13 protein-coding genes are annotated in these 14065 nt (G+C 50.9%); 4 read left to right on the forward strand and 9 right to left on the reverse strand.

Features of this window, described 5'->3' with window-relative positions; all coding sequences use genetic code 11:
• Positions 1–39 precede the first annotated feature (39 nt).
• Entirely contained in the window at positions 40–1806 is a 1767-nt protein-coding gene (locus ACT3RR_RS02810; RefSeq protein WP_496199691.1) for an AAA family ATPase, read from the reverse strand.
• A gap of 210 nt (positions 1807–2016) precedes the next feature.
• Here ACT3RR_RS02810 and matP point away from each other — a divergent pair, with 210 nt between their 5' ends.
• Complete coding sequence (gene matP / locus ACT3RR_RS02815) at positions 2017–2472, forward strand: macrodomain Ter protein MatP (RefSeq protein ID WP_353501579.1); 456 nt, start codon at positions 2017–2019, stop codon at positions 2470–2472.
• 169 nt (positions 2473–2641) lie between these two features.
• Here the strand turns inward: matP and ompA are convergent, their stop codons facing one another.
• Complete coding sequence (gene ompA, locus ACT3RR_RS02820; RefSeq protein WP_353501580.1) at positions 2642–3721, reverse strand: porin OmpA; 1080 nt, start codon at positions 3719–3721, stop codon at positions 2642–2644.
• A gap of 360 nt (positions 3722–4081) precedes the next feature.
• Positions 4082–4594, reverse strand: coding sequence for an SOS-induced cell division inhibitor SulA (gene sulA, locus ACT3RR_RS02825; protein ID WP_185688126.1), 513 nt, complete (start codon positions 4592–4594; stop codon positions 4082–4084).
• Positions 4595–4812: 218 nt separating this feature from the next.
• On the opposite strand from sulA, the gene ACT3RR_RS02830 reads away from it, so the two are divergent.
• On the forward strand, positions 4813–5439 hold the full coding sequence (locus tag ACT3RR_RS02830; protein WP_353501582.1) for a TfoX/Sxy family DNA transformation protein: 627 nt from the start codon (positions 4813–4815) through the stop codon (positions 5437–5439).
• 48 nt (positions 5440–5487) lie between these two features.
• On the opposite strand, the gene yccS is transcribed toward ACT3RR_RS02830, so the two are convergent.
• Entirely contained in the window at positions 5488–7629 is a 2142-nt protein-coding gene (gene yccS / locus ACT3RR_RS02835) for a YccS family putative transporter (protein WP_486030093.1), read from the reverse strand.
• An 88-nt stretch (positions 7630–7717) separates the two neighbouring features.
• Positions 7718–8179: a YccF domain-containing protein gene (locus ACT3RR_RS02840; RefSeq protein ID WP_353501584.1), complete on the reverse strand. Its 462-nt coding sequence runs from the start codon at positions 8177–8179 to the stop codon at positions 7718–7720.
• A 191-nt stretch (positions 8180–8370) separates the two neighbouring features.
• Between ACT3RR_RS02840 and helD the strand changes: the two genes are divergently transcribed.
• Positions 8371–10425: a DNA helicase IV gene (gene helD / locus ACT3RR_RS02845; protein ID WP_496199692.1), complete on the forward strand. Its 2055-nt coding sequence runs from the start codon at positions 8371–8373 to the stop codon at positions 10423–10425.
• Positions 10426–10474: 49 nt separating this feature from the next.
• Here the strand turns inward: helD and ACT3RR_RS02850 are convergent, their stop codons facing one another.
• Positions 10475–10936: a methylglyoxal synthase gene (locus ACT3RR_RS02850; RefSeq protein WP_486030087.1), complete on the reverse strand. Its 462-nt coding sequence runs from the start codon at positions 10934–10936 to the stop codon at positions 10475–10477.
• A gap of 132 nt (positions 10937–11068) precedes the next feature.
• Positions 11069–11728, reverse strand: coding sequence for a DUF2057 family protein (locus ACT3RR_RS02855; RefSeq protein WP_353501587.1), 660 nt, complete (start codon positions 11726–11728; stop codon positions 11069–11071).
• Positions 11729–11931: 203 nt separating this feature from the next.
• On the opposite strand from ACT3RR_RS02855, the gene ACT3RR_RS02860 reads away from it, so the two are divergent.
• Positions 11932–12345 carry a CoA-binding protein gene (locus ACT3RR_RS02860; protein WP_353501588.1) on the forward strand — a complete coding sequence of 138 codons (414 nt, stop codon included), beginning with the start codon at positions 11932–11934 and terminating at the stop codon, positions 12343–12345.
• 81 nt (positions 12346–12426) lie between these two features.
• Here ACT3RR_RS02860 and hspQ read toward each other — a convergent pair whose 3' ends face one another.
• Together hspQ and rlmI are read right to left on the reverse strand one after the other, a co-directional pair.
• On the reverse strand, positions 12427–12744 hold the full coding sequence (hspQ, locus tag ACT3RR_RS02865; protein WP_034789304.1) for a heat shock protein HspQ: 318 nt from the start codon (positions 12742–12744) through the stop codon (positions 12427–12429).
• 124 nt (positions 12745–12868) lie between these two features.
• Positions 12869–14062, reverse strand: a complete 1194-nt coding sequence (gene rlmI, locus ACT3RR_RS02870; protein WP_496199693.1) for a 23S rRNA (cytosine(1962)-C(5))-methyltransferase RlmI — start codon at positions 14060–14062, stop codon at positions 12869–12871.
• Between the last annotated feature and the right edge of the window lie 3 nt (positions 14063–14065).

Raw genomic sequence — 14065 nt, forward strand, 5'->3', positions numbered from 1 at the left:
ACGGAGTTTAGCTAACAGGTGTAAGCCGAACAACTCCGATCAGCTGTGGCTGAACCAACTCAACCAGCGAAGTGGCCAGGGGTAACTGCGGCGTTCCTGAGGTAATGCCTGCGCGATACGTTCCTGAATCAAGCCCAGTAAACTTGGGCGAGCTTCTTCAGCTTGCTCTTCGTGAGAGTAAATTAATCCGGTCAGGATAGGCAGTGCTTCACCTGCGTTATCGACTGCCCATAAATGGAATTGGCCTTCACGCACGGCGTCAATCACCTGCGGGTGTAAACACAGGTTACGCACGTTGCTGGTGGGGATAATCACTCCTTGATTGCCCGTGAGACCGCGGCGCTGGCAAACTTCAAAGAATCCTTCGATCTTCTCATTCACGCCACCAATTGGCTGCACGTTGCCGAACTGGTCGACAGAGCCGGTAACCGCGATTTGCTGGTTAATCGGCTGCATCGATAAGGCGCTGACTAACGCACAAAGCTCGGCCAGAGACGCGCTGTCTCCATCAACTTCGCCATAGGACTGTTCGAAAACAATTGAGGCGGAGAAGGGCAAAGGCTGATCCAGTTCCAGTTCGGAAATCAGGAACGCCTGCATAATCATCATGCCCTTAGCATGCAGATTACCACCCAGCTCGGCTTTACGCTCAACGTCGGTGAATTCACCGTCGCCCGTGTGTACGACACAGCTAATGCGCGAAGGTTCACCAAAAGCGCGCGGATGTCCCGGATATTCCAGCACGGACAGGCCGTTAATCTGGCCAATCACTTCGCCTTCGGTTTCAATACGAATTTGACCCAGTTCAATCTCATCCTGCATGCGTTCCTGCAAGTAGCTTTCACGCCATGCGCGCCCGTTAATTGCGGCTTCGAACGAGGTCAGGGTCAGTAACTCATCCTGATTATACAGTGCCGCCTCGGTGAGTTGCGCGCTGAGCCACGCAGGGCAAAGCGTCAGGCTACCTTGGTCGGTGCTATAGCGAACCGCCAGACGCAGCATCGCAGGCCAAGCGTCGGCAGCCAGACGTGGAATGTCTAGCTCGTCCGCCAGCGTGTTGACATAGCCACACCAGGTCGCCATATCGTCGGCATCGGTTAACGGCAGGTCAGATTCGAACTCGCCATACACCGCAGACTCAAGCAGCTCCGGCTCCATTTCATTGAATTCGCCCAATGAAATGCGATCCCCAACCAGCACCAAGCGAATGTCGATGGGCATTGAAGGAATAGCGACGGGCAGCGGGCGGCTCTCATCAGGTGAGATCCAGTGATAAACACCCTGAGTGATCATCTGCTTCAGGCGGAGCCACATCAGTGGCTGAGCCAGCAGGGTGCGGATGGATAGCACCAGCACGCCGCCGTTAACTTGATGAATTAGGCCCGGCTCAAGCTGAATCTGGTCTTTATAGATGCGCACACAGCCGAAAAGCTGCTCTGGCTCAATCCACTCTTGGTAGTGGCTGGCGAGTTTGGCGGCAAAATTATCTTCAACCGTGCTGGCATCCGCCACCGAGATTTTTCCACCTTCAATAAGATAGCGACAGCCAAATACAGGCCGTTCTTCAGGGAGGATCTGGGTGATGGCGTCATTAATGCGAGAGAGATATTCACGGCTCTCCAGTGCTTTGATGGTCATAAAGCGGGGGCGGGAGAGCGGGTGACAGAACAGCGTTAAACCATTTTCCAGTCGTGGCTGAATAGCAGCGAAATCCACTGGGGCCAACTCAGCAGCCGTTGCGAAAATAGCCTCATAGGGCGTGGTATCGGGCAGTAAGAGCTGCCAATCAAGTCGGTTATTGGTCAATGTGTTAGCTGTGTTCTGTAAAATGGGAAAGGGCGATTATACAAGAATAAACAGTGATGAACACAGGGAGTGTCGTGGTTAAGACGCAGGTCACGGCAGCTAAGGTTTGTTCGTGTAAAAATTGAACAGTTTTGCATGTGCTTTTTGCAGTGAAAATTCGAATAAAGCTGTTATGCTTATCAAAGTTACGGGGTCACAGAAGAGCTCACGATGAAATATCAGCAACTGGAAAATCTTGAGAGCGGTTGGAAGTGGAAGTATCTGGTAAAAAAACACCGTGAAGGTGAACGAATTACCCGCCATTTAGAAAATAGCGCCGCCGAAGATGCTGTTGATGAACTTCTCAAATTAGAAAACGAGCCGGTCAAAGTTCTGGATTGGATCGCTAATAATATGAATCCTGCTTTGGAAAATCGCCTAAAGCAAACTATCCGTGCCCGCAGAAAAAGACATTTTAATTCTGAGCATCAGCACACCCGCAAGAAATCCATCGATCTGGAGTTTTTGGTCTGGCAACGTCTTGCTGGCTTGGCGCAGCGTCGTGGTTCAACCCTTTCGGACACCATCATCCAACTGTTAGAAGACGCGGAACGCAAAGAGAAGTATGCGAGCCAGATGTCATCGCTCAAAGAAGATTTGCAGCAGATCCTGGGCAATAAAGAGTAGGGGAGAAGGCATTAGGCCTTATGAATAGGCCTGCGCAGTCATCATCTCAGTAATTCTATAACCTGGCCATTCTACAAAGTTCGTTATTCTAAAAATCTACATCCATAAAAAAACCCCGCCTAGGCGGGGTTTTTAGTATCTGTCGTTAAACAGTAGAAAGCGGTATGACTTAAGCCTGTGGCTGAGTCACAACGTCTTTGATACCCTTAACTTCGATCTCTACGCGACGATCTGGAGCCAAGCAAGCGATCTGTGCTTTAGTAGCACGGCCAGCTTTGTAGCCACAGGTGTTGCCAGTGATTGAGTTAGTTTCACCCATACCACGTGCAGAGATTTTGTCTTTAGGAATGCCTTTAGATACCAGGTAGTCAACCACGGTTTGAGCGCGTTGCTCAGACAGTTTCTGGTTAGACTGCTCAGAACCTACTGCATCAGTGTAGCCCAGAACAACTACTGAACCGTCTTTCGGATCCAGTGAGCTCAGTTGGGTGTACAGCTGATCCAGAGCCTGCTGGCCTTCTGGTTTCAGGCTAGATTTACCGAAGGTGAACAGAACGTCAGACTTCAGGGTAAATTTCTTGGTTTCTACAACTGGAGCTGGAGCTGGTGCTGGAGCTGGTGCCGGAGCAGCTGCTTCATCTTGACCGAAACGGTAAGAAACACCCACAGACAGCATAGCGTTGTCAGGACGTGCGCCAACGGTAGCAGCATCACCGATGTTGTTAACCCATTGGTAATCCAGACGAGTAGCCCAGTTTTTGGTTACAGCGTATTCGAAACCAACGGCTGCCAGTGGAGAAACACCGGTGTCGTGATCGCTTACGCGAGCGCCAGTATCGCCAAAGTTACCTTTGGAGTCTGCACGCCAAACCATACCACCCAGACGAGTGTAGATGTCCAGATCGTCAGTCAGTGGGTAGCTCAGTTTAGCAGCAAGTTGAACGCCCTGTGCTTTGAAAGCACCGTTGTTCGTGTCGCCTTTGTAAGGCATGCGGCCAAGCCAGTCATATCCCATTTCAAAGCCCAGGTATTGGTTTGCTTGGTAACCCAAGAACGCACCTGCACCCAGTTGGCTTTCGTGGGTAGGGCCGTTGCCGATACCGTTGTAAGCGTTAGCGAAACCAGTGTCATGGTACTGGGACCAGCCCAGCTTACCACCGGTGTACCAGGTGTTATCTTTAGGGGCGGCTTGCGCTACGGTAGCGAAACCTGCCAGTGCCACTGCTAATGCGATAGCTGTCTTTTTCATTTTTGCGCCTCGTTATCATCCAAATAGGCAATTGAGCTTTAAGCTTTTAAGCCCTTGGTTATAAAATCCTTACGCCAAAGTTATTGCTTCCGTTAAGAACTTTGCCACTTTACGTTGGCATTATAGAGCAACCTTGGCGTTGTAAAGTCTACAACGTGGCGAGAAACTTACAAGCTTGATGTGTTAACAGCGTGGAAAAAAAAGGAAAAATGTACACATTTCTTAACATCAAAGGCCATTTGTTGACGAAACTTTGGAGTTAGTTGCACCGTGAAGGCGCAAATTTACCGATAAAAACCCACTTTTCAGCACAAATCACTAAAAAAGGGGGTTATTTCATCAGAACATTCCTAATTTGAACTAATGGTACACAGAGGACTGAATTTTTACTGTTGATTGCTGTCCATGAGCTGAGATTTGAGCATTTGTCGGTCTCATGATGAATCCGTAAGACCCTCCCTGAAGTGCTGCCAAGCGCAATCTTTCACGTTCTGCATCGTTTAAATCAGGTAGCCACCCTAAAACAACGCTGTAGTTCCCTGTCAAAAGTGCTTTTTCCATCGCATCTACCGGCGACATGGAATTCATTTGGCTCACCTGAACGATTTTGCTCACCGGCAATCCAGACTGAGACAACCAATTACGGCTCAGTTTCTGTTGCGGGGTTAACCACAGCAACCAACGTGACTGCAAACCTAAATGTTGCAGCACAGGTAATAATAGTTCCGACAATGCCGGCTGGCTTTCACAGTATACGAACTCTGTGAGCAGGCCACTATTTCTCGATATCGGTGTCGATTGTTTGACGTGCGGTGGAGTTACAGAAACCGCTTGATGCCGTAAATGATGATTTGTCAGAGCTTGAGTTCGCATGATGTATCCTGCCAGTGAGTAACTGTATGGATGTACAGTACTCGTTGGCTGGACAAAGATCAACCCAATTTTTTCCAAGAAATCTCGCAAAAATGGAAGGCAACGGAATGTAATCGCATTTTATGTTTGGTGCTGTGAGGGACTTTGCGTATTTTGCAAATAGCTTTACGAGTAACAACAAAGGGTACGTCTGGATTTATTCATGAAAGGATATCGCAATGATTAATCGTACAAAAATAAGAGTTTCTGAATCTCAAAAGTTATTTACCTGCCTGGGAAATATCCGTTCTCGCTCACAGTTTGGAGGCTATAGCCTGTCGGCTAACGGCGTAATGTTTGCCTTAGTTTCTGACGGGGATCTCTATCTGCGAGCAACGCCAGAAAATGAAATACATTTTCGCCGTATGGGGATGGAATCGCTGATTTATCGCAAACGGGGTATCGCGATAACCCTTCGCTATTTCAAAGTTGATCAGCAGCTTTGGCAAGACACTGCCCAGTTGATCACCCTTGCAAAGTGCTCTTTGCAAGGCATGTTAGACGATATGAAAACTAAAAAAGAGGGTGAGGCCAGACTGAAGGACCTGCCGAATATTTCGCTCAATCTGGAGCGTCTACTGTGGCAAGTCGGTATCTCTACCTCTTCACAACTGCGTGCGCAGGGTGCTTGTGTTACTTATCTGAAATTGAAATCAGTAAAGAAAAATCTGGGACTAAATGTATTGATTGCACTTGAAGCAGCGATACAGGGGTTCCATGAGGCTGCTTTACCTATGGCTTCCCGCGAAGTGTTAATGCAGTGGTTTAAATCTCATCAGCCGATGATCGATAAGACCGCTCGTTAAAAATAGCGCCAGCAAAGTGAGCGACTTTGCTGGCTTATCATTTCAACCCTAGAGGCTTTGGGCAGGTACGATTTTGCTATTTAAATTGGTGAATTCCGGCATATGGGCCAGCAACAGGCCAATCTGTTGTAAGACCAGCTGTTCTTTGCTGTCGGATTCCGTGGTTCTTTGTTCAATACGGGCCATCAGTTGCTCAATGGCACGATGAACTTTCTCGGCATCTGCAGGTTCATGATGCAGCGCGTCATCAATGCAGCAGGCCGCGTCGTCGAGCAGTTTCAGGGTTTCTGCATCATGCAGCTTTTCCCGGTGTGCCCCCAGCGCCGAGATGTAACTCAGCATCGTGTGGTTTAAACACAGTAGGCGGAAAGCGGCTTCAAGGGTTTGCTGATCGTTATTCTTCTCCGACGTCATATTGGAAACGACAGAGGCCAGTTCCGCGTCACAGTTATGTGCGTCGCGACGAGCCAGCCGATAATCAAGACTATTATCTTTGCCCTGATGGTATTGAACCAGAATGGCATCCAGATAGCGGCAGTTGGCGGTAAACGTCTTATCCACCACTACAGGCAATTGCCTGAATCGCCAATCTGGCCAGATAAAACTCACTGCCGCCCAGGCGATAGCACATCCAATTAGCGTATCGATGACGCGCGGAATGGCAATTTCGAAGCCTTCACCCAACAGGTTAAAGCACAGCAAAACCAGCAGCGTAATGAACATCGTGGCATGGGCATACTGCACATTGCGGAAGGCAAAGAACAGCAAGCCGCTGATAACAATGAGCACCATCTGGCCTTCAATGGAGGGCACGAAATAGAGAATTGGGATGCCTATGGCGATACCGGCCAGCGTGCCGATAATCCTCAATGCCAGACGACGACGGGTCGCGCTGTAGTTGGGCTGGCAGACAAAAAGGCTAGTCAGCAAAATCCAATACCCGTGATCTAAGCCGCTGATTTGGATAAAGGCATAGCCCATCGCTAAGACAATCGACATGCGAATGGCATGGCGGAAGAGGGCTGATTTCGGCGTGAGGTGGCGAGATATTCGCAGCCAAATGTCATCGATTCCCGTCAGCTTGTCTTCGGCAAAGGTCTTGGTATTTTCCTGATTCTCCGGCAGCGCCTGCTCGGATTCGATGCTAGCAAGTTGTGCGTCGATAGCCCGTAAGTTGATTAACAGGTGGCGCAGCGCTTGCAGCATTTCGCGGTGCTGGGTCTGGGTATCGAGCCTTTTTAGGGCTTCATCCAGGCGCAAGAAAGCCCGCTCAAACTGAGTGTTATGCTGGTATTTCTGGTGATAAAGAATGCACTGCGAAAGTTGGGCACAGGCTCGCGCCTGCATGCTCATTAAACGTTGGAAGCGGAATAGAATATCGCTGTGGTGGAACTGCTCGCTAAGCTTTTTGTATTGCACATGGGAAGAGCTGGCGCGCTCGTGAATATCCTGCACCACAAAGTAGTAATGCAACGTTCGGCGCGTCCCTTTCTGCCCGCGATCGCCTTTCAGCCGGGTCTGGAGAGTGGTTTTAGTTTGGTTCAGGGTGGCTACTAACTGGCTATTAGCCATCGCCAGCGCCACCAACTCATTTTTATTGTCGCCTTCCTGATCTGGGTCGAACAACGTCGCTTTGGCTTCAAGATAGTGCGCTAACTGAGAATAGCAGCGGGAAATCAAGTCCTGCAGAGGGCGTATCGGGTAGAGAATGTGCCCCGCCAGCGTGAGCAGGTTGTACCACACTGCGCCGCATATCAGCAGCACAGGTTGCTGGTACCAGATGTGATACATGCTGGTGCCGAGCATGGTGTAGATGGCAATAAGCAGTGCGCCGAAGGCGATAGTGGCGTATCTCTGACCGAGCGCGCCGAGCAGGATAAACCCGCAGGTGGAGATCATCAGCCCCAAGGCAAACAGCCATGGATAAGGGAAAAGCAGTTCAATAGAGGCTGATGCGATAAAGAAACAGACTAAGGTGATCAGCAGGTTGCGCAGCCGCCCGGAGAGGCGGTCATCTAAGTCAGCCAGCGCCGCTGCCACCACGCCTAAAGTCAGTGGGATAGTCAGCGTGGGCAGCCCGAGCCACCAAGGCACGGCGGCCGCCCCGGTGAGCGCAATAAAAATGCGGATGTTGTAAAGGACGTTGCTGTTATAGGCATAACGTCTTAAACCCGGGGCGAAAGAGAACAAGGGAACTCCACTTAGCAAAAGGCTAATTAAAAGGCTGAAAACCTCAGCAATGATATAAAAGGTCTATAAATTAATGACTAACTTTATATTAACGAATGCGGCCATTGGACAAGTTGCGAGCCGCTTTGGCTTCCCGGACCTGTTTTGCCATTTCTACTGATACCACGCGACGGCCGACCGGCCAAAGCGCTATCACGGCAATTTTAAAATTGGCTATACCCACTGGAATACCAATAATAGTCAGGCATTGCACGATACCGGCCGTGATGTGGGACAAGCAGAGCCACCAGCCGAAAAAGATAAACCAGAAGATGTTTAGCAGCGTGCCGGTGCCGGTTAAGATGGCATTGCTTTTCTCTGGATACAGATCGTTAACGTGCACGGCTTCATTGCCGAACGGAATCAACGACAGGCGGGTGATTTCCCAGCAAGAACGGGTCAGTGGCAGGGTAAAAATCAGCACGATGCTGATCAATGTGGCAAACAGCCAGGCCAGCGTGGTAAAAAAGCCACCCAGCACAAAGTTCAAAATGTTCAATATTGCGCGCATGTTATCACTCAGTCATGTCAGAAAAGAGGGTAACGCCAGTGCGTTAACGGAAATCCTAAGCTTTTTATTCTACCCTGATGTTGGGGGTAGAGCGCCAGTGCTTATCGCAGGTAAACTGAAGCAAATAATTCCTTAATTAATAACCAGCTACCCGTTAGCGGCTCCTAATACTAAGAAAATGGCGTGATGATATGGAACTGAAATCGACTTCATTTGGAAAACATCTGGCGCAGCACCCCTATAATCGGGTGCGGCTACTCAACGCAGGCGTCGAAGTCAGTGGCGATAAGCATCATTATCTCATCCCTTTCAACCAGTTAATTTCTATTCGCTGTAAACGTGGCATCGTCTGGGGCGAGCTGGAGTTTGAGCTACCGGAAGAAAAGGTTGTGCGCCTGCACGGCACGGAATGGCAGGAGACGCAGCAATTTTATCACCATCTTCTTAAAGTCTGGCGCAGCTGGAGTGAGGAGATGAGTGAGGTCAGCGCTGGCGTCTTGCATCAGCAGGCGGAAAAGATTGCGCGCATTGAACAGCAGGATAAATGGTTCAAAAGCAGCGAGTTGGCCGCCGTGCAAAAAAGTATCGCCGAATCCTTTACCGCCGTGCCGGTGCCGGTTGAGCGTTTGCACGAGTTCAACAATTGTCGCGAAGACTACGAGCTGTGTCTGAGATGGCTGCGTCAGGGCAAAGAGAGCGTGGTGTCCCGCAATCAGGCATGGACTGAAAGAACTATCGAGCAGCATCGCGATTTCTTCGACAACATCGAAACCACTCCCCTTAATGACAGCCAGTGCCGCGCCGTGGTCAACGGCGAAGACGCCGTTTTAGTGCTTGCAGGGGCAGGGAGTGGCAAAACGTCGGTGCTGGTGGCCCGCGCGGGCTGGCTATTGTACCGTCAGGAAGCGATTGCAGAACAGATCCTGCTACTGGCGTTTGGTCGTCAGGCCGCCGACGAGATGAATGAAAGAATTAAAGAACGCCTGCACACCAGTGACATTAAAGCTAAAACCTTCCACGCCCTGGCGCTGCACATTATTCAGGAAGGGAGCAAGAAAACGCCAAAAATCAGCAAGCTGGAAACTGATAGCAAAGCCCGTCGCAGCCTGTTGATCAAAACCTGGCAGCAGCAGTGTGCCGAGAAGAAAGTTCAGGCCAGCGGCTGGCGCGCATGGATGACCGAGGAACTAGAGTGGGAGGTTCCTGAAGGAGATTACTGGAAGAACAAGGCGCTGGCGGAGCGTCTAGGCAGCCGCCTCGAGCGCTGGCTGGGGTTGATGCGCATGCACGGCGGCAGTCAGGCTGAAATGGTGGAGCAGGCGTCCGACGAGGTGCGCGATCTGTTCCAGAAGCGGATTCGCCTGATGGCACCACTGCTCAAAGCCTGGAAGTCAGCGCTGAAAGAAGAGGACGCCGTGGACTTCTCCGGGCTGATTCATCAGGCGGTCAATATTCTGGAGAAGGGGCGTTTTGTCAGCCCGTGGAAACACATCTTAGTTGATGAATTCCAAGATATTTCCCCGCAGCGGGCGCGCCTACTGGCCGCATTGCGCGAGCAAAATAGCTACACCAGCCTGTTTGCCGTTGGCGATGATTGGCAGGCTATCTATCGTTTCAGCGGTGCCGAGCTTTCCCTCACTACCGCCTTTGAAGGCCATTTTGGCGAAGGGGCGCAGTGCGCGCTGGATACCACCTATCGCTTTAACGATCGCATTGGTGAAATCGCCAATAAGTTTGTTCTGCAAAACCCGTTTCAGTTGAAGAAGCCGTTGAATAGCCTGACGAAAGGCAGCAAGAAAAGCGTCACGATTTTGCCCAATGAACAGCTGGATGCCCTGCTGGATAAGCTGAGCGGCTTCGCCAAAGCCGATGAAAAAATCCTCATTCTGGCGCGTTATCACCATCTGCGGCCGGAGATTTTGCAGAAAGCGGCGACGCGCTGGCCTAAGCTCAATATCGAATTTATGACCATTCACGCCAGCAAAGGGCAGCAGGCGGAGTATGTGATTATTGTCGGTTTGCACGAGGGCAATGACGGTTTTCCGGCCCCGGCGCGCGAATCTTTGTTGGAAGAGGTGTTACTGCCCGAGCCAGAGGATTTTGCCGATGCCGAAGAGCGCCGCTTGCTGTATGTGGCGATCACCCGCGCCAAGCATCAGGTGTGGCTAATGCAGGATAAATCGCAGCCTTCAGTGTTTGTTGCCCAGCTTGAAGATTTGGGCGTGCCGGCGCAGAGAAAGCCGTAATCTTGCTCCGTAATACAGTAAAACGCCCCCGCAAATGGGGGCGTTTTACTTAGGCTTTCAGGCGGGAAAGCAGGTAATTTTGGTAGTCGGGAATAGAAATCTCGACTTCCTCTTTAAACAGCGGTGAGGCGATAAGGAAATCGGCGGTAGCAAGATTAGTGGCAACCGGAATGTTCCACACGGTGGCGAGGCGCAGCAGGGCTTTAACGTCGGGGTCGTGCGGCACGGCATTCAGCGGGTCCCAGAGAAAAATCAGCAGATCAATCTTCCCTTCGGCGATCATCGCGCCCACCTGTTGATCCCCACCCATCGGGCCGCTGAGCATGCTTTTCACTTCAATTCCGGTATTGCGCTGCACCAGATTCCCGGTGGTGCCGGTGGCATAAAGGGTGTGCTGCGACAGCTCCGCGACGTTCTTATCAACCCATCTCATCAACATGTTTTTACAGTGATCGTGGGCAACCAGCGCGATATGCTTTTTTTTACCAATGGTGCGGGTGGTGAATTCCATAAATATTCCCTTCGACGCCAAATAGAGTTGCGTCCAGAGTACTGAAACTCATATTTTCTGCATAGCTCTGATGCAACAATTCAGCCGAACGTTGAGGTTTTTCGTGACATCAGGCTGATAATGGAGGGTTTTTCAGGATGAAGGGAAGCTGAACCAAGAGAAAAAACGGCCGACGTGCGGGGAGGCGACCAGCTTCGGCCAGCTCGTTTTACCCGGGCTGCTGTGCTTTTGGCTGGAAACGTTGAGCATCGACAGTGATGTGGTATTGAACAGTGAACTGTCCCGCTGCTGTACGGCAGTGGCGAAGGCCGGCACGGACGCTCGCAGACCAGATAAGTTATAGCGCAGCATCACCTTTTCTAAATCAGTCGCATTGCCATAAACCACCTGACGAAGCACGTCGCGGCGGCTCGGAATGTCTCGACCGTCTTGATCAACAAGGCGATAATTGAGCTTTCTGCTAAAGAATGCGGCATCCATTTCGTTATTCAGCGTTGGCAAAATGAAGGAAGCCGAACGAATTCCTTTGGCGCTAAAGCTGACTATCATGGCGGGGGAGTGGTACATCAGGGCATTCATGGTGGCCGGGTGCAGGTTTTTGCTGACCTGGAATAAAATCTGATGCTGTCCTGCATCGACTTCAAGGCTTTCAGCCCCTTTGAGAATAGCGCCGGATATACGTTTTCCATCCAGCACTAGCAGGTCGATGTCCGATGAAAGTTTCAGACTGGTCGCGCAAACGGGTGCCAGCAGGCAAACCGACATTAAAGCGGCCATTAATCTGACTTTCATACTTCACTCCTTACCTTTCACTGACAGCCTCTATTATTGAGCAATGCGGCGAATGTGTCAAAACTTTACAGGATGTATTTATTGTTACATTTATACCCATTTTCTTGGCAATCAGTGCTTTCAGCCGCAGTTTTAAGCTAAAAACTGCCGAAGTTTTGACACTGAGTTAAACTGGTAATACGTCGCTTAATGAGGGAAATGGCATGCAAGATAATGACATCGTCACCATCTTAAAAGAGGTGAAAACTATTGCGCTGGTGGGGGCGAGTGACAAGCTGAACAGGCCGAGCAACGGCGTCATGGCTTATTTATTGTCTCAGGGATATGAGGTAACCCCTGTCAGCCCGAAACTGGCTGGAAGCACGCTGCACGGACAGAAGGTCTACGCCACGCTGGCGGATATTCCCCATGAGATTGATATGGTTGACGTTTTCCGCAATACCGAGGCGGCTTACGGCGTCGCGCAAGAGGCCATCGATATTGGCGCGAAAGTGCTATGGCTACAGTTGGGGGTGATTAGCGAACAAGCGGCGGTGCTGGCTAAACAGGCTGGTCTGAAAGTGGTCATGGATAAATGCCCGAAAATTGAAATTCTGCGCTTAGGTCTGGAGAAGTAGGTCTGGCCATAAATCTGCTGCATGTAGACATAAAAAAACCGACCCGAAGGAGTCGGTTTTTTATTGCCGCAGGCAGCAGGTTTAGTGACGCAGGCGCGGTAAGGTTAACTGGCTGCGAATAGACTCGGCCAAATCATCTAAAGAGCTTTGTTCCGGGTGGGAACGCGCCGCTTCGTGATCGATTTGGATCTCCGCCAGATAAGTGTGTACCGGCTCGCCTTTTTCGTCTTCCATCACCACGTGATACCAAGGCGCGGTGCGCATAGAGTCATCGGTCTCGAGTTCCTCGACCTTTGGCTTCTCGAGCGAATACTCTGCGTCCACGTCAATCACGACGCCGAGATAACCTAACATTCTGTGGCGTACTTGCTGGCCAATACCGAATTTGCTGGCGATCATAGTCATCTCCTGAAAAAAATTACCTTAACTTCTATATGGAGGTTAGCGGCGCTATTTCAAGTTTTGACCCTGTTTTGCGGTGTTAATTCAGGTTCTGTGCCGTGATAAGGCACAGAACGATAAATTACGACATCACTACGCAAGCGAAGCCTTTCAGGTACAGACCTTCCGGGTAAGAACCGATAACCGGGTGGTCAGCGGCCTGACGGAACTGCTCAACAAACTGAATCTCGCGATTGGCGTCCAGCGCGGCGTCGGCGAGGATTTTCTGGAACAGATCGGTAGGCAGCAGGCCAGAACAGGAGAAGCTCAACAAAATGCCGCCCGGACGCAGTAACTGCAACGCCAGCATGTTGATATCTTTGTAGCCACGGCAGGCGCTGGCCAGCTGGCTCTTGTTTTCAACAAATTTTGGCGGGTCCATGACGATCATGTCGAACTGCACGCCTTCGGTGCGGTACTTGCGCAGCAGTTGGAACACGTCTTCGCGCACGAACTCGGCTTTCGACAGATCCAGATTATTCAGCTCAACGTTTTGACGAGCGATGTCCAGCGCGTCTTGTGAGGTATCAACGTTAGTCACTTTCTCACAGCCGCCCATCAGCGCCGACACGGCAAAAGCGCCGGTGTAAGAGAAGCAGTTTAGGACTTTGCGGCCTTCGGCATATTTACGCGCAGCCAAGCGGCTATCGCGCTGGTCGAGATAGAAACCGGTTTTGTGCCCCTGTTTGATGTCCACCAGCAGGCTCATGCCGTGCTCTTGGATCGGCAGCAGTGCAGGTGGCTCGGCACCAATCACGTGGCCCTGAGTCAGCTTTAAACCCTCTTTCTTACGCACGGCGACGTCGGAGCGATCCCAGATGGCGCATTCCGGGTAACATTTTTGCAGCGCGGCCAGCAGGGGCGCGCGCTGATATTCAGCACCGGCAGAAAGCAGCTGCAGCACGAGGAAATTCTGGAAACGGTCGATGGTGATACCCGGCAAACCGTCGGACTCACCGGCAATTAGGCGATAGCCATCAAGCCCGTCACGCTTGGCAATCCAGTTACGCCAGCTCTGCGCTTGCTGTAAACGACGCACGAAAAATTCGATATCGATATCTTCGTCCTGGCGGAAGGTCCAGACGCGTGCGCGGATTTGCGACGACGGAGAATATGCACCGCGAGCCAGCCATTTCCCGTGACTGTCTACAATATCAATAGTATCGCCAGAGTTTGCTTTACCTTCGACACGGGTTACCGCACCGGAAAATACCCACGGGTGGCGGCGTAAGAGAGATTTTTCGCGGCCTTTGGCCAAGAATAAACGAGCAGTCATAGA

The sequence above is a fragment of the Ewingella sp. AOP8-B2-18 genome (assembly GCF_052376015.1).
In the GTDB taxonomy this organism is placed as follows: domain Bacteria; phylum Pseudomonadota; class Gammaproteobacteria; order Enterobacterales; family Enterobacteriaceae; genus Ewingella; species Ewingella allii.